Genomic DNA, 23,759 nt, shown 5'->3' with positions numbered 1-23,759 from the left:
CACTAGGTCAGTAGAGTGAGGCCGCCCACACCCGCCCGCAGGGGGCCGTGGCGGCAAGCTTCATATCAGGGCAAAAAAGACAGGAACCGGGGGCCGTGCGGGCCGCTCAGTGGAGATCGCTACCGGTGTAGCGCGGTGCCGGGGTATTGGCAGAGAGCTGGGTCGCCATCTGCTGGCGTGCGCTGTCGAAACGGGTCCAGGCCGTTTCGTCATGCAGCGAGGGGATGGTGACCAGCTCGCCGCGCTGGAAGCCGACCAGCGCCGCATCCACCATCTGCTCGGCCGACATCACGATGGCCGGGTCCAGGTGTTCCACCGGCAGGCCGCCGATGGCCCAGAACTCGGTGGCGGTGGCACCCGGCAGCACGGCCTGGACCTGCACGCCCTGGGCAGCCAGTTCATGATGCAGCGATTGCGAGAAGGCCAGCACGAAGGCCTTGCTGCCGCCATAGACGCCATTGAGCACTTCCGGCGCCACGGCCACGATGGAGGAGATGTTGATCACCGCGCCCCGGCCACGGGCCACGAAACCGGGCACGGCGGCATAGGTCAGGCGGGTCGGTGCAGTGACGTTGAGCGCAATCATGTCGGTCATGTGCTCGACCTTGCTTTGCAGCAGCGGTGTGTGGGTGCCGATGCCGGCGTTGTTGACCAGCAGGGTGATGCTGGCATCGCTGCGCAGCTTTTCTTCCACCTGGGCCAGCGATGCAGCCTGGCCAAGATCGGCTTCCAGCACTTCGACGTTACGGGCGGTTTCGGTGGTGATGCGCGCGGCCAGGGTATTGAGGCGGTCGCGGTTGCGGGCCACCAGGATCAGGTCGTAGCCCAGGCGGGCCAGACGGTCGGCGTAGATGGCACCGATGCCGGATGAGGCACCGGTGACGAGGGCGGTACCACGACGGACTTGGGTGTGCGGCTGGTTCATGCTGTTCTCCTTCGGTGTGGGTTGTCGATGGAGTGCATCTTAGGCCGCTTGCGGACTTCCTGAATGACGTATATGGTAGTGTTTTGAGACATCATCACGGAGTCCGGACATGCACCACATCGGCTACCTGCTCACCGAAGGTTTCCAGGTCATGGGCCTGGCCACCCAGTCGGTCTTTGAATATGCCAACAAGGTCGTGGGCCACGACTTCTACCGCATGCACAACTATTCGGTCGCGGGTGGCGAGATCACGTCGTCCCTGGGCATGCGCGTGAGCACCACCAGGGCGGCTGCCACGGCCACCATCGATACCTGGGTGGTGTGCGGGGTGGGCAATCCGCTTGAGTCGCCGGCGAGCCAGGAGGAGCGCGCCTTCCTGCAACGGGCGGCAAAGAAGGCCAGGCGCATCGCCGGCATCTGTACCGGCGGTTTCGTACTGGCCGAGTCGGGGCTGCTGGCACGCCGCCGCGCCACCACGCACTGGGCGTTTGCTGCGGCGATGCGTGCGCGCTTTCCCGACATCCAGATCGAAGACGATCGCATCTACATCGTCGATGGCCCGCTGTGGACCTCGGCCGGCATGACTGCCGGGCTGGACCTGGCGCTGGCCATGGTCGGCAAGGACCTGGGCGAGGAAGTGGCGCGCAGCGTGGCGCACAAGCTGGTAATGCACCAGCATCGCGCCGGTGGCCAGTCGCAGCATTCGGAAATGCTGGCGCTGGCCCCCAAGACGGATCGCATCCAGGATGCGCTGAACTATGCGCGCCGCCATCTCAAGCGCGCGCTGACGGTGGAGGAACTGGCCGAGCAGGCCAACCTGAGTGCGCGCCAGTTCACCCGCGTGTTCACGGCCGAGACCGGGCAATCCCCGGCCAAGGCCATCGAGGGCCTGCGGCTGGAAGCGGCGCGGCTGATGATCGAGCAAAGCCGCCATCCGCTGGAGGTGGTGGCGCGCGAGACCGGTTTCCGGGATCGCCGCCACATGCGCGAAGTCTTCCTGCGTGGCTTTGGGGTGGCACCGCAATCGATGCGGCGCGAAGTGCGCGCTTGATATGTGCTGAGGTGCGCTAGTGCGCCGCGCTGGACGAGAACAGGTTGATCACCATCACGCCGGCGACGATGAGCGCGATGCCGGCCACGGCCGGCCAGTCCAGCCGCTGCTGATGGATCAGCCAGGCGGCCAGCGTGATGAGCACCAGCCCCACGCCCGACCAGATGGCATAGGCCACGCTGGTCGGCATGGTGCGCAGGGTCAGCGACAGGCAATAGAAGGACACCCCATAGCCCAGCACCACGATGATGCCCGGCAACAGTCGTGTGAATCCCTGTGAGGATTTGAGGGCGGTGGTGGCAATCACCTCGGCCACGATGGCCACCGCCAGGGTCAGGTAAGCGGACATGCTGGATTCTCCTGTGGATAAATCAATTCGACGCAATCAGAGCGTTCAGTGCGTTCCGTGAGCGCGGTTCAATGCACCGCCGTCTCCACGGTGGCGGGTGCGGCGTGTTCCTGCGCCGGTTCGGCCTGCATGCGGGCCAGGTGATCGCGCTGGAAGATGCCCATGCGGATCACGTCGCGGTACTGGCCGTTCATGAAGAATTCCTCCTTCAGCACACCCTCCTGCCGGAAGCCGGCCTTGGCGTAGACATGCACGGCCTTCTCGTTTTCGCGGTCGACGATGAGGTAGATCTTGTGCAGGTTCAGCACTGAAAAGCCATAGTCCAGCGCGAGCCGCGTGGCTTGCACCGCCAGCCCGCGCCCCTGGGAGGCGGGCGCGATGATGATCTGGAATTCGGCACTGCGGTGGACGGTGTTGATTTCCACCAGTTCCACCAGGCCGCTGCTGTCGCCATCGGCATCGACGATGAAGCGGCGCTCGTTCTGCTCGTGGATGTGCGCCTCGAACAGGGCCGAGAGTTCGGCGAAGGTTTCATAAGGTTCTTCGAACCAGTAGCGCATCACCGTCGCATTGTTGTTCAGGTGATGGACGAAGCGCAGGTCTTCGCGCTCCAGCGGACGCAGGCGCACGGTCCGGGTGAGGTCATGTGATTTCTGCATGGAATCTCCTTGTGGGAAAACCAGTATGATCCACCGTCAGGGCAGATCGACAAAGATAATATCTATCGATAATTCAGATGGAGTGCCACATGCAATGGAATCTCGATCAACTGCGCCAGTTCGTCGCTGCAGCCGAACAGGGCTCCATCAGCGCCGCCGCACGCCACCTGGGCCGGGCCCAATCAGCCGTCAGTACGGCCATCGCGCTGCTGGAAGTCGATCTCGGCGTCACGCTCTTTGACCGTTCGGCCCACAAGGCCGGCCTCACCGAGGTCGGCGCGGCCATGCTGCAGGAAGCGCGCGAGGTGCTGCGCCAGGCCGATGCGCTGGACGAACGGGCCCGGTCCTTTTCGCTGGGCGATGAAGCCAGCCTGACCATGGTGCTGGACGAGGCCTTGCCCTATGCCGCCCTGCGCGTGCTGCTGCGGGAATTGTCGGCGCGCGCGCCGGCGCTGGAACTGACCTTGCTCGATGGCACCCCGGCCGAAGTGGTGGCAGCCGTGCAGCAGCGCCGCGCCGACATCGGCTTTCACTTCGACCGGGGACGCGTGGCCAGCGGCTTCGACCAGCGCCACATCGGCTCGGTGGCGCAAGGCATCTTCGTCTCGCCGCGCCATCCGCTGGCCGCACGCGAACGCCTGCGCAAGACCGACCTGGCGCAATACCGGCAACTGATCCTGCAGGCCGATGGCGTCGAAGAACCGGTCTATAGCCCCAAGCTGTGGCGCTCCGACAATCACTACAGCATCGCCGAGATGGTGGCCGACAACCTGGGCTGGGCCATCCTGCCGGTCAACGTCGCCGAATATTTCGATCATGCCAAGGCACTGGTGCCGCTGCGCTGTCCGGCGCTGGCCCTGCCGCTGCTGTCGGTGCAGATGCTGTGGCTGCCGGGCCGCCCGCTGGGGAGTACCGCGCAATGGATAGGCGAGCGCTTCGGCCAGTTGTTGAGCAGCCAGGGACAGGCGGTGCTGGGCGAAGACATGTGATGGCGGCGCGGACAGTGTCCGGCAGCGGACGCCAAGGTGTCACGGGAACGGACACATGTGCCTGAGGGGAAGTTCGCAAGTCATTGATTTAAAAGGGATTCGTGGCAGGCACGGGGTTTGCAAAAGAGGGTGTACCCCTCTCACCTCAAAGGAGTTGTCATGAACCGTTCCACCTTCCTCCCCCGTTCGCTGGCCGCGCTCTCGGCCCTGGCCCTGTTGGGTTCGATGATGGCGGCGCAAGCCCAGGCCTTGCCGCCTGCTCCGCCTCCGCCGGGTGCCGCGCCGGTCGCCGGCCCGATGGCACCCCCGGTCCCGCCCGCCACCTATGACGCCGCCATGACCGCCCAGGCTCCCATCACCGAAGGCCGCGTAAGCCGCTTCCTGATCAATCCCTATGGCGAAGTCGATGGCCTGATGGTGGGCGAGCGCACCGTGATCAAGTTCCCGCCGCACCTGTCGCAGACGCTGCAGAACGCGGTCAAGCCGGGCCAGTCGGTACGCATCTTCGGCCAGGCTGAAGCGGCCGGCGTGATCAAGGCCGATGCCATCGTCAATCTGGCCAATGGCCAGACCGTGATCGACCGCCCGCCGGCCTTCGATGCCAACCCGCCGCTGCCGCCTCATCTGCGCGCTGCGCAACTGCGCCAGCTCTCGGTGCGCGGCAAGATCGCCATGGTCCTGACCGGCCCGCGTGGCGAAGCCAATGGCGTCATCCTGGATGACGGCAGCATCGTGCGCTTTGCCCCCGACAGTCTGCGCACGCCGCTGGAACCTGGCGCGCCGTTTGCTGCCAATGGCTTGGGGACCCGCAACAGTTTCGGTACCGCCATCGAGGCCATTGATGTCGGGGCCAGCGCGGATTCCCTGCAACCGCTGTACAGCCGCGTCCGATAAGGGGTTGCGGCAGGGCAGGCCGGCGGTCTGCCCGATTCTCCGCGTGTCATTTCATCCACCTGATAAAGAATAAGAACCATGTCGCCAAAAATCCTTCCCATTGTTTTCCTGATCATCTCCAACGTCTTCATGACCTTTGCCTGGTACGGCCACCTCAAGTTCGAGAACCGGCCGCTGTACCTGGTGATCCTGGTCAGCTGGGGCATCGCCCTGGCCGAATACTGTTTCGCGGTGCCTGCCAACCGCATCGGCCACTCGGTCTACAACGCCGCCGAACTGAAGACCATGCAGGAGGTCATCACGCTGGTGGTGTTCTCGATCTTCTCGGTGCTGTACCTGGGTGAGCAGTTCACCATCAATCACCTGGTCGGCTTCGGCTGCATCTGCCTGGGTGCCTTCTTCATCTTCAAGGGGCCCATCGGATGAACACCAAAGCGGGCTCGATCGCCTGGCTCTCCAGGCTGAACTTCTTCCTGGCCGATGTGCGCGACGGGCTCGGTCCTTTCCTCGGTGTGTTCCTGATGGGTCACGGCTGGGCCGCGGACGACATCGGCTATGTCATGACGCTGGGCGGCATTGCCGGCATGCTGGCCACCACGCCCGCCGGGGCGCTGACCGATGCGGTGCGCGCCAAGCGACTGGTGGTCGGCATCGGCTCGGTGCTGGTGGTGGCGGGCTCGCTGTTGTTGCTGGTCTCGCCCAGCTTCACGATCACGGCGGTGTCGCAGGTCGGCACCGGCATCGTCGGCGCCATCATCGGACCGGCCATTGCCGGCCTGACGCTGGGCATCGTCGGCCAGCAGGGCCTGCCTTCGCAGCTGGGAAAGAATGAGGCCTGGAACCACGGCGGCAATGTCTTCTCGGCGGCGCTGGCCGGTGCACTCGGCTACTTCTGGGGCTTGCCGGCGGTGTTCGTGCTGATGGCGGTGATGGCGATGGCGTCGCTGGTGTGCCTCTCGCGCATCCGTCCCGAGGACATCGACCATGATGTCGCCCGTGGCCTCGACCCCGAACGTGCCACCGGCCAGCCGCAGGTGTCCACCTGGCGCGTGCTGGCCGGGTCGCGCCCGCTGATGCTGCTGGCGCTGGCGATGATGCTGTTCCACCTGGGCAATGCGGCCATGCTGCCCTTGCTGAGCCAGTCGGTGGTCTCGCGCGGCCATGCCGATCCGGCGCTCTATACGGCGCTGACCGTGATCGTGGCGCAACTGGTGATGATTCCAACGGCGCTCTTTGCGGGCCGCTTCGCCGACCGCAAGGGCTACTGGCTGCTCATTACCGTGGCACTGCTGGCGTTGCCGGTGCGCGGCCTGGTGGCCGGGGTCTGGGATTCGGCCTGGGCGCTGTTGCCGGTGCAGATGCTCGATGGCGTCGGCGCGGGTCTGCTGGGCGTGGCCCTGCCGGGCTCGGTGGCGCGCATCCTGCAGGGTAGCGGCCACATCAACATCGGCCTGGGTGCGGTGACGACCATCCAGTCCATCGGTGCAGCCATGAGCCCGGCATTGGCCGGCGTGGTGGCCAAGCATTACGGTTATGGCGCGGCCTTTGCGGCCCTGACCGGGATCGCCTTGCTGGCACTGGTGGTGTGGGCTGTGCTGGCCGAGCGGCGCGATCATGCGCCGGGCGGCCGGCCGGTGGCGGTGGCGAAGTAATCGACTTATTCGCCTTCCTCACGGCGCAGGTCGCGGAATTGCGCCGGTGTCCACGGCCGCAGGGCCACGATCAGCGCCGTACCATGACGCCGTTCCAGCGGCAGCGACAGGTCCTGTTGATGCGCGCTGAGGAAGTCGGAGGACAGCCGGTTCATGGCGCGTTGCACGGTGGCATTGCTTTCCTCGGAGAGCGTCCCGCTGACCATGATCATCTTCTCGCCCGGCTTGTCGAAATGGGAGTTGAAGAAATCATTGCGCAACTGCGCGCGGAAATACTGCTGGATCGGTCCGCCCGGCAGCCACGTGAAATCCGGCGCGACGCGCACGCGAATGCGGTTGTTGGGCAGCAGGTCGAGGATGCCCAGCTTGTCCAGCCGCGTCAGCAGGCGGATGCATTCGGCCTTGCTCATGGCGAAGCTGGCGAGGATGTCTTCCAGCGTCCACTGGTGCAGGGCATGCACGGCCACCAGCAGCAGCCTGGGATCGGCCACCAGTTTCTTTTCCTGTTCTTCGGTCAGGCGCGAGGGCACCGGCTGCTCGGCCACCACCATGCGCGCCAGGTCGCTGATCTGGATGCCCAGCAGCGTGCAGACCTGATCCAGCCGCTCCAATGTGAAGCTGCGCTCGGCGAAGATGCGTTTGACGCTGGCCTCGCTCAGGCCCAGTCCCTTGGCCAGCTGCGCATAGGTGATGCCGCGCGCCTTGAGCAGATTCTTCAATGCATTGACCAGCGATTCGGCCTGGGCCATGTCCTTCCTCCTTGTGATGCGCGCGGCGCGCGATGTTTGGCCGGTATTGTATTTCGATACCGGATGCGACAGGAACTGCGCTTTCTGATGAGGTGATCCACGTTCTGCAGGGGCATTGCTACAGTGCGTCCCGCTGACCCGCCAAGGCGGACCAGCAAGCCGTCATTCACACATCCCTCATCAGTCAAAGAACAAGGAGTCCATCATGAACAGCCCGCTGCTGCATCGCCTCACGCTTTCCTGCGTCTTGATCGCCGCCCTCCTGAGCGCCCCCGTACATGCCCAGTCGCGCAACAGCGATGCGTCCACCGTGTCGGTGGTGGTCTCGGTGATGCTGCCTGCCGCCTTCATTTCCGAAGGCGGACGCTACGTGGTCAAGGGCGTGGAAGCCTCCGCCGATGGTACGGTCTATGTGCTGGAAAAAGTGGGCGAGGGCATCCGTGGTTCGGTCACGGTCGGTGCCAATGTCAGCGGCGCGGCCTCGGTCGGCGTCGGTGAATCGGTCACGTTCGTGACCTCTGCGTCCGGCACGCTGCTGGTGGCCTCCGGCAAGGTGCTGGCGATCATTCCCAATGCGCTGGGCCGGGCGCTGCTCAAGAGCGAGAAACTGTCCTGACCGGCACAAGGGGAGATCGCCATGGCTTTGTTTCAACTTCGTATCAAATGCCTGCTTGCCGGTCTGGTCCTGGCCGTCGCAGCACCGCTGGCGGCGCACGCCGGGCAGTCCTGCGAACCGGCCATCCCAGATGCCACCGCCGTGCAAGCCCAGCTGGACATGGCCGTGCGCACCGTCGCGCGGCTCAATGCCAGCGGTGCAGACGTGGTCATCATCGGCCGTGTCGGGCAAGACCTGAGCAAGTACCGGCAACGCTATTCGCACCTGGCGTTTGCCTATCGCGATGGCCAGCAGTGGGTTGTGGTCCACAAGCTCAACGAATGCGGAACGGCCGTGAGCAATCTCTATGAACAGGGGCTGGGGCAGTTCTTCATGGATTCTCCCTTCCTGCTGGAGGCCTATGTGGCCGTGCCGCAGCCGGAGGTGCAACAGCGCCTGCGTGCGATCCTGGTGCGCCCGCAGGTCACGCGCCTGCATGAAGCGCAGTACAACATGCTGGCTTATCCCTGGGCGACGCGCTACCAGCAGTCCAACCAGTGGGTCAACGAAATGCTCGCCATGGCGCTGGAGCCGCAGATCACCACGCGCGAGCAGGCGCAGGCCTGGCTGAAGTTCAAGGGCTACGTGCCGGACACCCTGAACCTGGGACCGATGACGCGCCTGGGCGGACGCATGTTCAAGGCCAACATCGCTTTTGACGATCATCCCAACGCCTTGCGCTTCAGCGATAGAATCGAGACCACTACGGCGGATTCGCTGCTGGCTTTCCTGCAGAAAGCCGGTCTCGAAGCCAGCCATTTCGTGATCCAGTAATTCCTGATGCCGGCGTTGGCCGGAACGACCCATGCGCCCGAATCATTGCCTGGCATTCGCCCTTGTCATTGCTGTTGCTCCGTTGTCCGCACTGGGGGCGGGAGATGTCGCGGCGGGCCGCGCCGCCTTCGCCAAATGCGCCAGCTGTCATGCGGTAGGCCCCTCGGCGCGCGCCGGCTTCGGTCCGCAGCTGTCCAATGTGATCGGGCGCAAGGCCGGTTCCACCACCGATTTCAAGTATTCTCCGGCAATGGCCTCGGCCGGCTTCATCTGGACCGAAGACAAATTGCGCGCCTTCCTCAAGGCGCCCAGCGATGTCGTCCCCGGCAACAAGATGCGCTTCTGGGGCATCGGCAGCGACAAGCAGATCGACGACATCCTGGCCTATCTGCGAACTTTCCAGCAATAAGCGCGGTCTAGGCGGCTGACGCATCAGCGTCTATCAGCCATAACGACAACAAGAGCGCCGCGCCATGTCCGAGCTGTTCGTCATCACCACCTATTTCAATCCGGTCGGCTATGCCAGCCGGCGGCGCAATTACGGCCTGTTCATGCAGGGCATGCGGGAGGCCGGCGTCCCCTGCCTGACCGTGGAATGTGCCTTCGGCGATGCGCCCTTCGACTTGCCACCCAGCCTGGACGTGATCCAGATCCGCTCCGAAACCCTGCTGTGGCAAAAGGAAAGACTGCTCAATCTCGGCGCTTCCTGGCTACCTGCAAGCTGCCGCTTCGTCGCCTGGATCGATTGCGACATCCTGTTCGACAATCCGCGCTGGCCGGCCGATCTGGTACAGGCACTGCAACGGCATCGGGTGGTGCAGGTGTTCGAGACCTGCACACGGCTGGATCGTCACGGTCAGCCCGGGGCCACGCCGGACCTCTGCCATTCCTTCGCCAGCGTGATGGCCAGGGATCCCGCCACGCTCAATGCCGGACGCTACGACCTGCACGGCCACACCGGTTATGGCTGGGCCATGCATCGCGACATCTTCGACCGCGTCGGCCTCTATGAATGTGCGATCTCCGGCAGCGCCGATCACTTCATGGCGCATGCCATCTTCAACGATTGCAACTTCTGCATCCGCAATGCGCTCAAGCATGAGCCGCGCCAGCTGTCACATCTGCGCGCATGGAGCGCGCGTTTCCACGCAGAGGTGCGCGGCAGCCTGGGCGTGGTACCCGGCCACATCCGCCACCTGTGGCATGGCGATGCCATCAATCGCCGCTATTTCCTGCGCATGCACGACATCACCGACCTCGGCTACGACCCCTGGAACGACCTCGCCATCCATCCCGGCCAGCCGCTGGAATGGGCCGCGACGATGGACAAGCCGGGCCTGCGCGATTATTTCGCGCGTTACTTTGCCAGCCGTCACGAAGACGGCGAGGAGCTGGCCGCATGAGCATCCCTCCCTTGACCGACGCCCAGCGTGCCGAATTGCGCGCAGCCCTGCCGCTTCTCGAACAGGCTGACAGCGCACTCAGTCCGCGTCTGAAGAAGATCCGGCGCGATATCGAGATCGCCGATCGCCAGCGCCGCCGCTATCGCATCCGGCTGGTGGAAAAACAATTGCTGCCCGCCATCTCGCGCTCCACGCTGGCGCGCCTGCAGCGGGAAGTGCCCGATTTCGTCGATGCACTCATCCTCGACAGCTTCGCCCGCCATCAGCGCCGCTGCATGTGGTTCGGCTGGATGGCGTGGCTGGCCGGTCCCGCCTATCGCGAGGCGCTGGCCCTGATGCGTGTGCGCCTGACCCGCCACATCGACCGCCAGCGCCATGGGCAGCTTGCCGCCTTGCGCGCCGAGCTGGATCGCCTGGATCAGGAGCGGCGCGCATTGCTGACCGCGTCCCGTGCGCTGGTGGCGCTGGTGCGGCTGATCCGGCAATCGCTGCACAGCGGCAGCGGCCTGGAGCAAGCGCGCTGGCTCCAGCTGCGCGCGTTGCTGGCACAACTGCCGGCGGTACAGCCGGTGACACGACGCCGCGCGCAGCGCCGCGATGACGAAGACAATGCCGCACTGTTCAGCTTCACCACGTCCAGCCAGGGCGTGAGTCTGTTCCGCGACGTCAGTGAGCGCAATTCCGATCCGGATGCCTTCCAGGGCCAGTTCGATGGCGGCGGTGCCAGCGGAGATTGGGACAACGGCCGCGATGGCAGCGGCGACACCAGTGGCCCCGAAGGCCGCAGCGAAGCATCAGGCAGCCGCAGTCAGCGCGATGCCACCGATCTGGCACCGGTAGCAGCGGCGGCCGGTGCCGTGGCCATCGCCACCGATGACAGCCTGGGTCTGTTTTCCTGAGCGATCGTCAAGGCTGTGGCGGCAAGCCCATGCGCCGGCGTGCCAGGTGGATGGAGCCATTGCGCATGGCCCAGCGGATCGGCTGCGCTGCCAGCAATACCGAGCGCCGCAGCAGTTCGCGCCGTAGCGGTCCGCGTGGCGTCACGCCCAGCATCTCCTGTGCCCACGGCGGCAGCAGGTCCAACCCACCGCGCATCATCAGTCGTGTCCACGGTTGCGCTACCGCATTGGGAGCAGGCGCATTCAAGACCAGCTGCAAGGTGGCGCGGGTGCGATCGTCGCAACGCAATTGCGGGCGCATGCGCGCGATGTAATCGGCGATGGCCGCCCGTGAACGCGGCACCTCGCGTGCGCCAAGCGCTTCAGCCACGCAGGCGATTTCATCGAAATACTGATCCTGGCGCGCCGCCGGAAAATCCGGGCGGCGATAGCGCAGGTACCCTTGCAGGAAGCAATGCACCTCGGCCACGTGGACCCAGGTGAGCAGGTCCGGATCGCTGGCTGCATAAGGGCGGCCGTCGGGTGCCACGCCGGTGACGCCAAGATGAATCTGTTTGACGCGGGCGATCAGCCGCTCGGCGTCCGCCCGGCTGCCGAAGGTGGTACCGGCCACGAACTGGGCGGTGCGGCGCAGGCGGCCCAGCATGTCGGCCTGGAAGTTGGAGTGGTCCCAGACGCCTGCCAGCGGCAGGGGATGCAGCATCTGCAGCAGGAGTGCCGCGACGCCGCCGGTGAGCATGGCGGTGAAATCGCTATGGACCTGCCACGCCGCCGAGTCCGGTCCGAACAGGCCGGGGTCGCCCGGGGGCTGCAGGAAATCGGCACTGCCGGGGCCACGGCTGATCGCGAGTACATTGGCTTCGATGCGCTGGCGCAGGAATTCCATGATGCAGAAAAAGCGGAAGGGAAGGGCAGTGTGCCATAGCGACAGTATTCCTGCCGGGGCCGTCATGTGGACATTTTTCCGGTTCAGTTTGCAGCCCGCGAGAAGCGTTTCGCTGACATTTCTGTCAGAAAGCGATTTGTCGCAACGCCCTCTGCACGCGGCCTGCGAGGCCGTTACAATAGCCACGCCGTACGGTCCCAGAAGAACAACATCGGGGCCGCAGGACAGGGAGCAGAACGGCGCAATTCAGGGAACGCGATCGGGGCACCGGGGAAGCACGCCACGCCGCGCAAGACGAAATACAGCATCGCGGGAGAGGACGGCAGGCATCGCACGGGATGCCGGCTGCGGGCATGGGTGAGCCACAGCGCGCCTGGTCCGGCCTGCCCGTTTCACAGGGATCGCAGTTCATGAACATGGTCGCGCTGGCCTTGCGCCGCCCGTACACCTTCATCGTGATGGCCTTGCTCATCGTGCTGGCCACGCCGTTGACGCTGAAGAACATGGCCACCGACATCTTCCCCGAGATCAATATCCCGGTGGTCTCCGTCATCTGGAACTACAACGGCCTGTCGGCCCAGGAGATGGGCCAGCGCATCGCCGCCCAGAACGAGCGCGGCCTGACCACGGTGGTGAGCGACATCGAACACATCGAGTCGCAATCCCTGGCCGGGGTGGCCGTGATCAAGGTGTTCTTCCAGCCCAAGGCCAACATCCAGACCGCCATCGCCCAGGTGGTGGCCTCGGTGCAGTCGCAGTTGCGCCAGCTGCCGCCGGGCATCACGCCGCCGCTGGTGATCAAGTATTCGGCTTCCAGCATCCCGGTGATGCAACTGGCGCTGTCCTCGCCCACGCTGCCCGAGCAAACCGTCTTCGATACCGCCGTGCAGACGCTGCGCCCGCAGCTCATCACCATTCCCGGCGTGGCCGTACCGTTTCCCTATGGCGGCAAGACGCGCCTGATCTCGGTCGACCTCGATACGCCCGCGCTGCAGTCGCGCGGCCTCTCGCCCATCGACGTGGTCAACGCCATCAACACCCAGAACCTGATCCTGCCCTCCGGTACGGCCAAGTTCGGGGGCACCGAATATTCGGTCAAGCTCAACGGCTCGCCGGAAGCGGTAGCCGGCTTGAATGAACTGCCGGTGCGCACCGCCAACGGGGCCACGATCTACCTCAAGGACGTGGCCAACGTGCGCGACGGCTTCTCGCCGCAGACCAACGTGGTGCGCCAGGATGGCGCGCGCGGCGTGCTGCTGTCCATCCTCAAGAATGGCGGGGCCTCTACCCTGGACATCGTCGACAACCTGCGCAAGCTCCTGCCCACCGCTGCCCAGACCCTGCCGGAAGACATCAAGATCACGCCGCTGTTCGACCAGTCGCTGTTCGTCAAGGCGGCGGTGACCGGCGTCATCAGCGAGGCGCTCATCGCCGCCGGGCTGACGGCCGCCATGGTGCTGCTTTTCCTGGGCAACTGGCGCAGCACGCTCATCATCGGGCTGACCATTCCGCTGTCCATCATGGCGGCCATCCTGATGCTGGCCGCGCTGGGCGAGACGCTCAACCTCATGACCCTGGGCGGCCTGGCGCTGTCGGTGGGCATCCTGGTGGACCAGGCCATCGTCACCATCGAGAACATCGAACGCCACCTGCACCTGGGCAAACCGCTGCATGACGCCATCATCGTCGGGGCCGGCGAGATCGGCGTGCCGGCTTTCGTGGCGACGCTGTGCATCTGCATCGTGTTCGTGCCGATGTTCTTCCTCTCGGGCGTGGCGCGTTTCCTGTTCGTGCCGCTGGCCGAAGCGGTGGTGTTCGCCATGGCCGCTTCCTACCTGCTCTCGCGCACCCTGGTGCCGACCCTGGTGATGCTGCTCATGGGCAGTCACGGCCAGGTCGACAGCGCCAAGCAGAGCCTGCTGCAGCGGCTCTATCGCGCCTTCGACAACCGCTTCGAGCGCGTGCGCCATGGCTATACGCTGGTACTGTCTTCGCTGCTGGCGCACCGGCGCCGTTTCGCGCTGGGCTTTTTGGGGTTCTGCCTGCTGTCCTGCCTGCTCTATCCCTTCCTCGGGCGCGACTTCTTCCCCAACGTGGACGGCGGCCAGATCCGCCTGCACATGCGCATGCCGACCGGTACCCGCATCGAGGAAACGGCGCGCGCGGCCGATGAAGTCGAGCGCGTCATCCGCTCACTGATTCCGGCCTCGGAACTGGAGACCATCCTCGACAACCTGGGCGTGCCCAACTCCGGCATCAACCTCTCCTACAGCAATGCCGGCACCATCGGCACGCTGGATGGCGAGATCCTGATGGCCTTGAAGGAAGGCCATCGTCCTACCGAGGAACTGGTGTCGCTGCTGCGCGAGCAGTTGCCGCGCCGCTTCCCGGGTATCGAATTCTTCTTCCAGCCGGCCGACATCGTCACCCAGATCCTCAACTTCGGCCTGCCAGCCGCCATCGACGTGCAGTTCACCGGCCCCAACATGGAAGCCAACGCGCGCCTGGCCGCCGAACTGACCAAGCAGATCCGCCAGATTCCGGGCGCGGTCGATGCCCACGTGCACCAGCGCCTCGATGGCCCCTCGCTGGACCTGCGCATGGATCGCACGCGCCTGCAGCAGTTCGGCCTGTCTGCGGCCAACGTCGGACAGAACCTGCTGATTGCCTTGTCCGGCAGCTCGCAGACACAGCCGGCCTTCTGGCTCAATCCCAACAATGGCGTGGTCTACAGCATCGCGGTGCAGTCGCCGCAATACCAGGTCGATTCGCTCGATGCCCTGCTCAACATCCCGGTCGGTGCCGGTGCCAATGCCGCCACGCCGCCGCAGCTGCTGGGCAACCTGGTCGACGTGCATGCGGGACGCCAGATGGCGGTGGCCTCGCGCTACAACATCTCGCCGGCCATCGATGTCTATGTGAGCGTGCAGGGCACCGACCTGGCCAGCGTGGCCGGCAAGGTTGCCAAGCTGGTGGAGGAGATCAAGCCCAAGCTGGCGCGCGGCAGCCAGGTGGCCATCCGTGGCCAGGTGGAGACCATGCAGTCCTCCTTCATCGGCCTGGGCGTGGGTCTGGCCATGGCCATCGTGCTGGTCTACCTGCTGGTGGTGGTGAACTTCCAGTCGTGGATCGATGCGGCCATCATCATCGCCGCCTTGCCGGCTGCACTGGCGGGGATTGCGTGGATGCTCTTCCTCACCGGCACCACGTTGTCGGTGCCGGCCTTGACCGGTGCCATCATGACCATGGGGGTAGCCACCGCCAACAGTATCCTCATCGTCGCCTTTGCCCGGCAGCGCCGCGAGGAGGGCGCGACCCCGCTGGCCTCCGCCCTGGAAGCGGGCTCCACCCGTATCCGTCCGGTGCTCATGACTGCGCTGGCGATGATCATCGGCATGATCCCCATGGCCCTGGGCCTGGGCGAGGGCGCCGAGCAGAACGCGCCGCTGGGGCGCGCCGTGATCGGGGGCCTGCTGCTGGCCACCGTATCGACCTTGTTCTTCGTACCGGTGGTATTCGCCGGTGTGCATCAGCGGCTGGCCCGCCGCGCCGAAAGGCGACGCCATCTGGCGGGCGGACCCGCGCATCAGGAGTCTTGAACCATGTCGCATGACCGTCATTCCGAACTCGGCATCCACCCTCTCGGCGAGGGCGAGCCGCAACAGCGCCAGCAGATGATGAAGCGCGCCCGGCTGGTGCTGGTCGTGGTGCTGGTATTGCTGGCCGCCGGTGCTGCGCGCACCCTCGTGAGCCGCGCCGCCAACGCCCGTGCACTGGAGGCCGGCACCGCTGAACGCGCCAAGATCTTCGTGCGGGTGGCACCGGCCCGCAGCAGCGCCGAGGGCCAGACGCTGGCCTTGCCGGGCAGCCTGCAGGGCTTCGTGCAGTCGCCCATCTCGGCCCGTTCGGGCGGCTATCTCAAGCGCTGGACCAAGGACATCGGATCGGAAGTGAAGAAGGGCGAACTGCTGGCTGAACTCGATACCCCGGAAATCGACCAGCAACTGTCGCAAGCGCTGGCCGCGCGCCAGCAGGCCGCCTCCAGCATGGAGCTGGCCCGGAGTTCGATGGCGCGCTGGGAAGCCCTGCGCAAGAAGGACGCCGTCTCCCAGCAGGAACTCGATGAACGCCGCAGTGCCTTTGCCCAGGCCAGCTCCAACCTGGCAGCGGCCGACGCCAACGTCGAGCGGCTGCGTCAGGTCGAGGGTTTCAAGCGCATCGTGGCGCCGTTCTCGGGCATCATCACGCGCCGCAACGTGGATGTGGGCGACCTGATCGACCCGGGCGCGGGCCGCGCGCTGTTCGTGCTGTCGCAGACCGATCCGCTGCGGGTCTACGTCAACGTGCCGCAGGCCTATGCCAACCTGGTCAAGCCGGGCCAGCAGGTGACGGTGACCCAGTCCGAACTGCGGGGGCGCAAGTTCGAGGGCAAGGTGGCTCGCACGGCCGGGTCCATCGATGCGGCCACGCGCTCGATGCAGATCGAAGTCACGCTCTCCAATGCCGACAACGCGCTGCTGCCCGGTGCCTTCGTGCAGGTGGAGCTGCCGTTGAAGCCCAGCGGCTCGCTGCTGGTCGCGGCCGATACGCTGATGTTCCGGCGGGATGGCTCGCTGGTGGCGGCGGTGGATGAACAGAACAAGGTGCGCCTGAAGAAGGTCAGGCTGGGCCGCAATTTCGGTCTGACGGTGGAAGTGCTGGAGGGCTTGAAGGGCGATGAAAAGCTGATCCTCAATCCTTCCGATTCGCTGGCTGAAGGTGATCAGGTCGAGCCCACACTGGAGCAGCCCAAGGACAAGGCCGCCGACAAGAAGGCCGCCTCATGAGCCTGCCGCGCCGCCACAGCATCGCTATCGCCTTGGCCGCCGCCGTGTTGCTGGCCGCCTGCGCCAGCGGTCCCGACTACGTGCGGCCGCAGGTCGACATGCCCGCCGCCTGGACCCCGGAAGCGCCGTGGCGCGCCATGCAGCCGCAGGACGCCGCCCCGCGCGGGCCCTGGTGGGAGCGCTTCAATGATGCGCAACTCAACGCCCTGCAGCAGCAGGCCCTGGCCGGCAACCAGACGCTGGCCATCGCCACGGCGCGGCTGGCGCAGGCGCGTGCGCAGCTGGATGTGGCAGGCGCGGCGCAAGCCCCGCAGGTCGGCATCAATACGCGTGCGGCGCGCGCCCGCATCTCGGCCAACCGGCCGCTGACCAACTACAACTCGCCCAACTTCGCGACCGTACAAAACGATTTCGCGCTGGGTTTGAATGTCAGTTACGAACTCGATTTCTTCGGGCGCGTGCGCCGTTCGGTGGAAGCGGCCACGGCTTCGGCCCAGCAATCGGCGGCGGATCTGGAAAACACCCGCCTGCTGCTGACGGCAGAACTGGCCAGCAATTACTTCAACCTGCGCGAGCTGGACATCGAGCTGGACGTGGTCCGGCGTGCCATCGAACTGCAGCGCAAGGCGCTGGAACTGGCCACCGCGCGCCACGACCTGGGCGCCACCTCGGGGCTGGACGTGGCCCAGCAGCAAGCCCTGCTGGACAACACGCTGACCCAGGTGGATCTGCTGGGCCGGCAGCGGGCGCAATACGAGCACGCCATCGCCACGCTGACCGGCACCCCGGCACCGGCCTTCAGCCTGCCTCCTTCGCTGGCGCCCATCGCGCTGCCGGAGATTCCGCTGGGAATCCCGTCGGACGTGCTGGAGCGCCGCCCCGATGTGGCCGCCGCCGAACGTTCCATGGCCGCCGCCAATGCGCAGATCGGCGTGGCCAGCGCAGCCTTCTATCCCAGCTTCATGCTGCAGCCCGGTTATGGCGTGGACAGCCGCAACTGGGCCACGCTCTTCAACGCACCCAGCGTGCTGTGGTCACTGGGGGTGTCGGCCTCGCAAAGTTTGTTCGATGCCGGCCGCTTGCGCGCGGGGGTGGACTTCACCCAGGCCGGCTACAACGCCACCGTGGCGACCTATCGCCGCACCGTGCTGACCGCGATGCAGGAAGTGGAAGATGGCATCACCGGTATCGCTTCACTGGACCGCGCCTGGCGGCAATCGCAATCGGCCATTGCCAGTGCCCGCCGCGTGCTGGACATCGCCACCAGCCGTTACGAGGGCGGTGCCACGCCTTATCTCGATGTCATCACCGCCCAGCAGGCCCTGCTCAACAGCGAGCGCCAGGCGGCGCAGTTGATGGGACAGCGGCTGCTGGTGTCGGTGTTCCTGATCAAGGCCCTGGGTGGAGACTGGCATGTCCGCCGCGAGGAAACGCCTCTTGTGCAATCGAAAACATTATCGTCTGCGGAGAAGTAGTGATCAGGTGGCCTGACCAGTTTGCACGATAGTTGGCACACTTCCTGTCGCGCTTGTCAGCTTCAGGAAGGAAGCGGGCAATTGCCCCGTAAACGCCCGTGTAATCAGCGTTATGGCCGCTTCCTGAGCTGCCTAGAATCGCTGGTGAAATCCATCACAAGCGAAACAACGAGGCAGACATGAACTGGTTCAATAATCTGAAGATCGCCAAGAAGCTCATTCTTTCCTTTGCGGCCGTCATCATCCTGACGGTCATCCTGGGCATCTTCGCGATCCGCGAATTGAAGGCGGTGAACCAGGCCTCCACCGACATGGCCACCAACTGGCTGCCCACGATCAAGGCGGCGCAGTCGATCCAGGCTTCACTGCCGCGCATGCGCATTTCCGAATTGCAGATGATCACGGCGGCCACCCCCGCCGAGCGTGAAGATGCGCTCAAGGCCATCAAGTCGCGCCTGGATATCCTGGCCAAACAGCGTGCCACCTACGAAGTCCAGATTTCGGAAGCGGAAGAAAAGCTCGCCTACGAGAAGTTCTCCAAGAGCTTCGCCACCTATCTGGAGATCGACAAGAAGCTCGCCGAGATTTCCGGTGCCGGCAAGGAAGAGGAAGCGCGCGCGATCTTCAAGGGCGATTCCAACAAGACCTTCCGCAGCATGCTGGAAAGCATGGACGAGATCATCAAGATCAACGACGCCGGCAGCATGCGTTCGGACCAGACCGCCAGCGATGTCTTCAACTCGGCACGCGCCTGGATCATCGGCCTGCTGGCCGCCATCGTGGTGATCGCTTTCGGGCTGGCGCTGGCGGTGGCACGTGCGGTCTCGCGTCCGCTCAATGAGGCGGTGAGCGTGGCCGAGCGCGTGGCGCAGGGCGACCTGACGGTGGACATCCGTTCCGACAGCAAGGATGAAACCGGCATGCTGATGCATTCCTTGCGCGCCATGAACGACAGCCTGAACAAGATCGTCAGCGAAGTGCGCTACGGCACCGATGCCATCACCACGGCCTCGCAGGAAATCGCGACCGGCAACCTCGACCTGTCCTCGCGCACCGAAGAGCAGGCTGGTTCACTGGAAGAAACCGCCTCGGCCATGGAAGAACTGACGGCCACCGTCAAGCAGAACGCCGACAATGCCCGCCAGGCCAACCAGCTCGCTGCATCGGCCTCCGACGTGGCCAGCCAGGGCGGCGAAGTGGTGGGCCAGGTGGTGCAGACCATGGAAGGCATCACCGAAAGCTCGAACCGTATTGCCGACATCATCACGGTGATTGACGGCATCGCCTTCCAGACCAACATTCTCGCCTTGAATGCGGCCGTGGAAGCGGCGCGTGCCGGTGAGCAGGGACGCGGCTTTGCGGTGGTGGCTTCCGAAGTGCGTTCGCTGGCACAGCGTTCGGCTTCTGCCGCCAAGGAGATCAAGCAGCTCATCGACGACTCGGTGCAGAAGGTCGGTGCAGGCAGCCAGCTGGTCGAACGCGCGGGTGCCACCATGAGCGAGGTGGTGGCCAGCGTCAAGCGCGTCACCGATGTCGTGGCCGAGATCAGCGCAGCCAGCAGCGAGCAGAGCACCGGCATCGAGGAGATCAATCGCGCCATCACCCAGATGGATGAAGTGACCCAGCAGAATGCGGCGCTGGTCGAAGAAGCCGCCGCCGCCGCGCAGTCCTTGCAGGATCAGGCGGGGCGCTTGTCACAGGTGGTGAGTGTGTTCAAGATCCAGCGTTGAGGCTGGTTCGGCGGGGCGTGTTTCAAGCAGGTTCTGCCAAACGTAATTCGCGGTTACGCCATCCATATATGCGATATATGCCACATATTCCATTCATTCCAATCTGGAATGAATGGAAGGATGTCTTTCATTCCGGTGGCAACGCGAAGCAATAACCCACGCCATACACCGCCTGGATGGCATTGTGTCCGGGGAAGCAGGGTTCGAGCTTGCGGCGCAAGTTCTTGATGTGGGTATCGATGGCGCGATCGGTGACAGAACGGTCGTCATCGTGCAGGTGGTTGAGCAGCTGTTCCCGCGAAAACACCTGGCCCGGCGCGGCCGCGAACGTCTTGAGCAGGCGCAGTTCCAGCGGCGTCAGGTTGAGCGGCTCGCCACGTACGCTGGCTTGATGGCGGGTCTCGTCGATGACCAGCGGCGAGCTGCTCTGCGGCTGTGTGTCCGCTGGCACTGAACGCTGCACCGAGGCATTGCGCCTGAGCATGGACTTGACCCGCGCCACGATCTCGCGTGGCGAAAACGGGGTCTTGCCGATGTAGTCATCGGCCCCCAGCTCCAGTCCGCGCAGGCGGTCTTCTTCCTCGGCGCGCGCCGTCAGCATCAGTACCGGCACGTCCGAGAAGGTACGCAACTGGCGGCAGATTTCCCACCCATCCATCCCCGGCAACATGATGTCCAGCAGGATCAGGTCCGGCCGCTGTGCGCGGACTGCATCCAGCGCCGCATCCCCGCGTGCCACATGGCGCGAGGTATAGCCGGCCACCGCCAGGTATTTCTGCAGCAGTTCAGCCAGCTTCGGTTCATCCTCGACGATGAGGATGTCGGCCCGCTCGGGCGGCGCGAAACGGAAATCGTCCGTGGATTCGTTCATGCGCGGTCTTCCTCATCTTCTGCGCGGGCCGGCAACACCACCGAGACCCGCAGTCCGCCCAGGGGTGAGGCGGTGGCACCGATGGTCCCCTGATGCGCATCGACGATGCGGCGGCAGATCGCCAGCCCCAGCCCGGCACCGCCGCTGGCGCGGTTGCGCGAGGCCTCGACCCGGAAAAAGCGCTCGAACAGGCGCGCCATGACGTCAGGAGGCACGCCCGGTTCGCTGTCATCGAAGACCAGGTGCCAGTGCTGATGCAGCAGTTGCGCATGCACCTGCAGACGGCCGCCGCTGTCGGTATAGCGCAGACTGTTTTCGAACAGGTTGTTCAACAGCTGCTGCAGGCGCGCCGCATCGGCATGCACCGGCATGTTGGCGGGCAGACTGCAGGTCAGCGTCATGCCGCGCTGGCTGAAACGCTCGGCGTAGATCGCCGCACTGTCGCGCAGCAGCGGTGCCAGGTCGATGTCGGTGCGGCGATAGGTAAGGGCACCGGCATCGGCCAGTGACAGATCGTAGAGATCGCCGACCAGCTTGTTGAGATGTTCCACCTCGCTCTTGAGCGAGCGTAGCGTCTGCGCGTCGGGCTGCAGTACGCCATCTTCCAGGGCTTCCAATTGGCCGTTGAGGATGCCCAAGGGGGTCCGCAATTCATGCGAGACATCCGCCATGAATTCGCGCCGCAGTTTCTCGTTGCGCTCCAGCGTCATCGCCAGCTGGTTGAAGTCCTGTGCCAGCATGCCCACTTCGTCGCCCGATTCCACTTCCACCCGGATCGCATAATCGCCGCCCGCCAGGCGGTGCGTGGCACGCGCTACACGCGTCAACGGACGCGTCAGCACCCCCGAGATGCGCACCACCAGGAAGGCGGCCAGCATCACGGCCACCACCGCAATGATGATCTGCGCCAGGAACTGGCTTTGCTGGAACCGCAGGTCGATGGAGCCGATCACGCTCTCGAAGGGCGTCTGCGCCACCCAGCCGACGATCACATCATCCTGCATCAGCGGGCTCAGGCGCGCATCGGGACCGACATCCGGATAGCCGATCACCAATTGGCGGCGCGCATCGAGCAGCGAGAAACGCAGGGTCGCGCCGGTCAGGTCGGAGGGGGTGAAGGTCGGGCCGGAAGTACGGACCGCACCGCTGTGTTCGACGATGGCCGGCTTCATCAATTCGAACCAGGCGCGCGGATTGTCGCGCAGGAATTCCCAATTGCCGTGCTCGCGATAAGCCTGTTCCAGGCGCGGCACCATGTCTTCCATGCGCTGCTGGGCCTGCTCGTTGAGATAGCCGAGGAAGTCGCGGTTGAAGATGTAATGCCCCGCGCCATTGATGGCCGCAATCACCGCCACGATCAGGGCCAGCATCGCATAGAAGAGCTTGAGGCGAATGTTGGCGCGATAGAAGAAGCGGTCGGTCAGCTCGGCGATCGAGTGGGCGATGGACATGGGATGCAGGCGGTCGGTGGAATCAGGCCAGAGCTTATCAAGAACCCGGCCGGCGGTGGCGCACGAGTTGCCAATGTCATGCGCGATGTTGCAGGACGGACATGCCGTCGCGCTTGCTCATTTTTCCCTCACATTTATTTTCCATAATCGCAGGTCCGATAGCTCATTGCGCCCGGAACCCGCGCCCATGGCGGCTGGCGGACGGGCAGAAAGCCACCCGATCATGCACGAAAACCTCTCACTCCCGCGCCGCCCGGGGCGCAGTTCCTCCACCGCAGCCCGCCTTGTGCTGTCGCTGATGCTGGTGGCCGTCCTTGGCGCCTGCTCCAAATCCGGCGACCAGCCCAAGCCTGCGGCCCAATCCGAAGTCGGCTATGTGGTCGTCAAGGCCCAGCGCCAGGCGCTGACCACCGAGTTGCCCGGCCGTACCACGGCCTATCTGGCGGCCGACATCCGTCCGCAGGTGGGCGGCATCATCCAGAAGCGCCTGTTCAAGGAAGGCAGCAACGTCAAGGCCGGCCAGCCGCTGTACCAGATCGATCCGGCCAGCTACCAGGCGGCCTATGACAGCGCCAAGGCTTCCCTGCTGAAGGCACAGGCCACGCTGGCCTCCTCCAAGCTGAAGGCCGACCGTTATGCCGAGCTGAACAAGATCGACGCCGTCTCCAAGCAGGACAACGACGACGCCCAGAGCACGCTGCGCCAGAACCAGGCCGACGTGGAAGTGCAGAAGGCCGCCGTGCAGACCGCAGCCATCAACCTGCAATACACGAAGATCCTGTCGCCCATCTCGGGCCGCATCGAGAAATCCAGCGTCACTCCCGGCGCGCTGGTGACGGCCAGCCAGACCACCGCACTGACCACGGTGCAACAGATCGACCCGATCTACGTCGACGTGACGCAATCCACCGTGGACCTGCTGCGCCTGCGCCGCGAACTGGCCAGCGGCCAGATCAAGAAGAGTGGCGACAATGCCGCCCAGGTCAAGATCCTGCTGGAAGACGGCTCCACCTATGAGCGCACCGGCAAGCTCGAATTCACGGGCCTGTCGGTCGATACCGGCACCGGCATGATCACGCTGCGCGCGGTGGTCCCGAATCCGGATGGCGTGCTGCTGCCCGGCGCCTATGTGCGTGCGGTGCTGGAAGAAGGTGTGGATGACCATGCGCTACTGGTGCCGCAGAAAGCCGTCAGCCGCGACCAGACCGGTGCGGCGACGGCCCTGGTGCTGGGGGCCGACGGCAAGGTCCAGCAGCGCCTGGTGACCGTGGCACGCGCCGTGGGCAACAACTGGTGGGTCAGCAAGGGGTTGCAGCAAGGCGACAAGCTCATCGTCGATGGCTTGCAGAAAGTGCGCACCGGCGACACCCCGCGCGCCATCGACATCACCGACAGCCTGCAGAAGGACCTGGCGCGTGAAGCCGCCGCGGCCGCCGCCGATCCCTCGCTGGGCGGTGACGCCGACAAGGCCGGCGATTCCGCTGCCCCGGCCACCAGCGTCCAGTCGAAGTAAGCGAGGCG

At 65.1% G+C, this 23,759-nt stretch carries 22 protein-coding genes; 15 read left to right on the top strand and 7 right to left on the bottom strand.

Annotated features, from left to right (window positions below; all coding sequences use genetic code 11):
- Positions 1 to 106: 106 nt before the first annotated feature.
- Positions 107 to 925: an SDR family oxidoreductase gene (locus J2X56_RS17935; protein ID WP_310161397.1), complete on the bottom strand. Its 819-nt coding sequence runs from the start codon at positions 923 to 925 to the stop codon at positions 107 to 109.
- 109 nt (positions 926 to 1,034) lie between these two features.
- Between J2X56_RS17935 and J2X56_RS17930 the strand changes: the two genes are divergently transcribed.
- Positions 1,035 to 1,976, top strand: coding sequence for a GlxA family transcriptional regulator (locus J2X56_RS17930; RefSeq protein WP_039783025.1), 942 nt, complete (start codon positions 1,035 to 1,037; stop codon positions 1,974 to 1,976).
- Between the two features lie 16 nt (positions 1,977 to 1,992).
- Here the strand turns inward: J2X56_RS17930 and J2X56_RS17925 are convergent, their stop codons facing one another.
- On the bottom strand, positions 1,993 to 2,325 hold the full coding sequence (locus tag J2X56_RS17925) for a multidrug efflux SMR transporter (RefSeq protein WP_121041199.1): 333 nt from the start codon (positions 2,323 to 2,325) through the stop codon (positions 1,993 to 1,995).
- A 68-nt stretch (positions 2,326 to 2,393) separates the two neighbouring features.
- Positions 2,394 to 2,984: a spermidine N1-acetyltransferase gene (gene speG, locus J2X56_RS17920; protein WP_204726792.1), complete on the bottom strand. Its 591-nt coding sequence runs from the start codon at positions 2,982 to 2,984 to the stop codon at positions 2,394 to 2,396.
- 89 nt (positions 2,985 to 3,073) lie between these two features.
- Here speG and J2X56_RS17915 point away from each other — a divergent pair, with 89 nt between their 5' ends.
- From J2X56_RS17915 to J2X56_RS17900, 4 genes are all read left to right on the top strand, one after another.
- Positions 3,074 to 3,973 carry a LysR family transcriptional regulator gene (locus J2X56_RS17915; RefSeq protein ID WP_121041195.1) on the top strand — a complete coding sequence of 300 codons (900 nt, stop codon included), beginning with the start codon at positions 3,074 to 3,076 and terminating at the stop codon, positions 3,971 to 3,973.
- Positions 3,974 to 4,132: 159 nt separating this feature from the next.
- Positions 4,133 to 4,867, top strand: a complete 735-nt coding sequence (locus J2X56_RS17910; protein ID WP_121041193.1) for a hypothetical protein — start codon at positions 4,133 to 4,135, stop codon at positions 4,865 to 4,867.
- 78 nt (positions 4,868 to 4,945) lie between these two features.
- On the top strand, positions 4,946 to 5,293 hold the full coding sequence (locus J2X56_RS17905) for a DMT family protein (RefSeq protein WP_034335429.1): 348 nt from the start codon (positions 4,946 to 4,948) through the stop codon (positions 5,291 to 5,293).
- Positions 5,290 to 6,519: an MFS transporter gene (locus J2X56_RS17900; RefSeq protein WP_134134173.1), complete on the top strand. Its 1,230-nt coding sequence runs from the start codon at positions 5,290 to 5,292 to the stop codon at positions 6,517 to 6,519. The genes J2X56_RS17905 and J2X56_RS17900 overlap by 4 nt, the downstream gene beginning before the upstream one ends.
- A gap of 5 nt (positions 6,520 to 6,524) precedes the next feature.
- Here the strand turns inward: J2X56_RS17900 and J2X56_RS17895 are convergent, their stop codons facing one another.
- Entirely contained in the window at positions 6,525 to 7,268 is a 744-nt protein-coding gene (locus J2X56_RS17895; RefSeq protein WP_121041189.1) for a helix-turn-helix transcriptional regulator, read from the bottom strand.
- A gap of 205 nt (positions 7,269 to 7,473) precedes the next feature.
- Between J2X56_RS17895 and J2X56_RS17890 the strand changes: the two genes are divergently transcribed.
- The 5 genes from J2X56_RS17890 (at position 7,474) to J2X56_RS17870 (ending at position 10,999) form a co-directional block, all read left to right on the top strand.
- On the top strand, positions 7,474 to 7,884 hold the full coding sequence (locus J2X56_RS17890) for a hypothetical protein (protein WP_134134172.1): 411 nt from the start codon (positions 7,474 to 7,476) through the stop codon (positions 7,882 to 7,884).
- Positions 7,885 to 7,905: 21 nt separating this feature from the next.
- Positions 7,906 to 8,697, top strand: coding sequence for a DUF2145 domain-containing protein (locus J2X56_RS17885; RefSeq protein WP_134134171.1), 792 nt, complete (start codon positions 7,906 to 7,908; stop codon positions 8,695 to 8,697).
- Between the two features lie 31 nt (positions 8,698 to 8,728).
- Positions 8,729 to 9,106, top strand: a complete 378-nt coding sequence (locus tag J2X56_RS17880) for a cytochrome c family protein (RefSeq protein ID WP_199725052.1) — start codon at positions 8,729 to 8,731, stop codon at positions 9,104 to 9,106.
- A 64-nt stretch (positions 9,107 to 9,170) separates the two neighbouring features.
- The gene (locus J2X56_RS17875) at positions 9,171 to 10,100 is read left to right on the top strand and encodes a hypothetical protein (RefSeq protein WP_310161384.1); all 930 of its coding nucleotides are present in this window, start codon (positions 9,171 to 9,173) and stop codon (positions 10,098 to 10,100) included.
- Positions 10,097 to 10,999, top strand: coding sequence for a hypothetical protein (locus J2X56_RS17870; protein ID WP_310161381.1), 903 nt, complete (start codon positions 10,097 to 10,099; stop codon positions 10,997 to 10,999). The genes J2X56_RS17875 and J2X56_RS17870 overlap by 4 nt, the downstream gene beginning before the upstream one ends.
- A gap of 7 nt (positions 11,000 to 11,006) precedes the next feature.
- Here the strand turns inward: J2X56_RS17870 and J2X56_RS17865 are convergent, their stop codons facing one another.
- On the bottom strand, positions 11,007 to 11,885 hold the full coding sequence (locus tag J2X56_RS17865) for an oxygenase MpaB family protein (protein WP_310161588.1): 879 nt from the start codon (positions 11,883 to 11,885) through the stop codon (positions 11,007 to 11,009).
- Positions 11,886 to 12,295: 410 nt separating this feature from the next.
- Here J2X56_RS17865 and J2X56_RS17860 point away from each other — a divergent pair, with 410 nt between their 5' ends.
- The 4 genes from J2X56_RS17860 to J2X56_RS17845 all read left to right on the top strand — a co-directional run bounded on the left by J2X56_RS17860 (position 12,296) and on the right by J2X56_RS17845 (position 19,916).
- Complete coding sequence (locus J2X56_RS17860; RefSeq protein WP_310161378.1) at positions 12,296 to 15,484, top strand: efflux RND transporter permease subunit; 3,189 nt, start codon at positions 12,296 to 12,298, stop codon at positions 15,482 to 15,484.
- A 3-nt stretch (positions 15,485 to 15,487) separates the two neighbouring features.
- A complete protein-coding gene (locus J2X56_RS17855) occupies positions 15,488 to 16,711 on the top strand; it encodes an efflux RND transporter periplasmic adaptor subunit (RefSeq protein WP_310161375.1) in 1,224 nt (407 codons plus the stop codon).
- The gene (locus tag J2X56_RS17850) at positions 16,708 to 18,186 is read left to right on the top strand and encodes an efflux transporter outer membrane subunit (protein WP_209569514.1); all 1,479 of its coding nucleotides are present in this window, start codon (positions 16,708 to 16,710) and stop codon (positions 18,184 to 18,186) included. The genes J2X56_RS17855 and J2X56_RS17850 overlap by 4 nt, the downstream gene beginning before the upstream one ends.
- A gap of 179 nt (positions 18,187 to 18,365) precedes the next feature.
- A complete protein-coding gene (locus J2X56_RS17845; protein WP_310161372.1) occupies positions 18,366 to 19,916 on the top strand; it encodes a methyl-accepting chemotaxis protein in 1,551 nt (516 codons plus the stop codon).
- A 127-nt stretch (positions 19,917 to 20,043) separates the two neighbouring features.
- Here J2X56_RS17845 and J2X56_RS17840 read toward each other — a convergent pair whose 3' ends face one another.
- Both J2X56_RS17840 and J2X56_RS17835 read right to left on the bottom strand, forming a co-directional pair.
- Positions 20,044 to 20,787: a response regulator gene (locus J2X56_RS17840; RefSeq protein ID WP_121041173.1), complete on the bottom strand. Its 744-nt coding sequence runs from the start codon at positions 20,785 to 20,787 to the stop codon at positions 20,044 to 20,046.
- Positions 20,784 to 22,238 (bottom strand): ATP-binding protein, encoded by a 1,455-nt coding sequence (locus J2X56_RS17835; protein ID WP_204726801.1) that lies wholly within the window; start codon positions 22,236 to 22,238, stop codon positions 20,784 to 20,786. Before J2X56_RS17835 ends, J2X56_RS17840 begins: the two co-directional genes overlap by 4 nt.
- 223 nt (positions 22,239 to 22,461) lie before the next feature.
- On the opposite strand from J2X56_RS17835, the gene J2X56_RS17830 reads away from it, so the two are divergent.
- Positions 22,462 to 23,751, top strand: a complete 1,290-nt coding sequence (locus J2X56_RS17830) for an efflux RND transporter periplasmic adaptor subunit (protein WP_310161368.1) — start codon at positions 22,462 to 22,464, stop codon at positions 23,749 to 23,751.
- Positions 23,752 to 23,759 lie beyond the last annotated feature (8 nt).

This window comes from Herbaspirillum sp. 1173 (genome assembly GCF_031455335.1).
GTDB classification, from domain to species: Bacteria; Pseudomonadota; Gammaproteobacteria; order Burkholderiales; family Burkholderiaceae_D; genus Herbaspirillum; species Herbaspirillum huttiense.
Note: the sequence above shows the minus strand (reverse complement) of the source record. Positions and strands in the feature narration are given on the sequence as shown.

Coding starts and splice junctions, on each gene's coding strand:
- J2X56_RS17935 (WP_310161397.1), bottom strand. CDS start 925: ATGAACCAGCCGCACACCCAAGTCCGTCGTGGTACCGCCCTCGTCACC.
- J2X56_RS17930 (WP_039783025.1), top strand. CDS start 1,035: ATGCACCACATCGGCTACCTGCTCACCGAAGGTTTCCAGGTCATGGGC.
- J2X56_RS17925 (WP_121041199.1), bottom strand. CDS start 2,325: ATGTCCGCTTACCTGACCCTGGCGGTGGCCATCGTGGCCGAGGTGATT.
- speG (WP_204726792.1), bottom strand. CDS start 2,984: ATGCAGAAATCACATGACCTCACCCGGACCGTGCGCCTGCGTCCGCTG.
- J2X56_RS17915 (WP_121041195.1), top strand. CDS start 3,074: ATGCAATGGAATCTCGATCAACTGCGCCAGTTCGTCGCTGCAGCCGAA.
- J2X56_RS17910 (WP_121041193.1), top strand. CDS start 4,133: ATGAACCGTTCCACCTTCCTCCCCCGTTCGCTGGCCGCGCTCTCGGCC.
- J2X56_RS17905 (WP_034335429.1), top strand. CDS start 4,946: ATGTCGCCAAAAATCCTTCCCATTGTTTTCCTGATCATCTCCAACGTC.
- J2X56_RS17900 (WP_134134173.1), top strand. CDS start 5,290: ATGAACACCAAAGCGGGCTCGATCGCCTGGCTCTCCAGGCTGAACTTC.
- J2X56_RS17895 (WP_121041189.1), bottom strand. CDS start 7,268: ATGGCCCAGGCCGAATCGCTGGTCAATGCATTGAAGAATCTGCTCAAG.
- J2X56_RS17890 (WP_134134172.1), top strand. CDS start 7,474: ATGAACAGCCCGCTGCTGCATCGCCTCACGCTTTCCTGCGTCTTGATC.
- J2X56_RS17885 (WP_134134171.1), top strand. CDS start 7,906: ATGGCTTTGTTTCAACTTCGTATCAAATGCCTGCTTGCCGGTCTGGTC.
- J2X56_RS17880 (WP_199725052.1), top strand. CDS start 8,729: ATGCGCCCGAATCATTGCCTGGCATTCGCCCTTGTCATTGCTGTTGCT.
- J2X56_RS17875 (WP_310161384.1), top strand. CDS start 9,171: ATGTCCGAGCTGTTCGTCATCACCACCTATTTCAATCCGGTCGGCTAT.
- J2X56_RS17870 (WP_310161381.1), top strand. CDS start 10,097: ATGAGCATCCCTCCCTTGACCGACGCCCAGCGTGCCGAATTGCGCGCA.
- J2X56_RS17865 (WP_310161588.1), bottom strand. CDS start 11,885: ATGGAATTCCTGCGCCAGCGCATCGAAGCCAATGTACTCGCGATCAGC.
- J2X56_RS17860 (WP_310161378.1), top strand. CDS start 12,296: ATGAACATGGTCGCGCTGGCCTTGCGCCGCCCGTACACCTTCATCGTG.
- J2X56_RS17855 (WP_310161375.1), top strand. CDS start 15,488: ATGTCGCATGACCGTCATTCCGAACTCGGCATCCACCCTCTCGGCGAG.
- J2X56_RS17850 (WP_209569514.1), top strand. CDS start 16,708: ATGAGCCTGCCGCGCCGCCACAGCATCGCTATCGCCTTGGCCGCCGCC.
- J2X56_RS17845 (WP_310161372.1), top strand. CDS start 18,366: ATGAACTGGTTCAATAATCTGAAGATCGCCAAGAAGCTCATTCTTTCC.
- J2X56_RS17840 (WP_121041173.1), bottom strand. CDS start 20,787: ATGAACGAATCCACGGACGATTTCCGTTTCGCGCCGCCCGAGCGGGCC.
- J2X56_RS17835 (WP_204726801.1), bottom strand. CDS start 22,238: ATGTCCATCGCCCACTCGATCGCCGAGCTGACCGACCGCTTCTTCTAT.
- J2X56_RS17830 (WP_310161368.1), top strand. CDS start 22,462: ATGCACGAAAACCTCTCACTCCCGCGCCGCCCGGGGCGCAGTTCCTCC.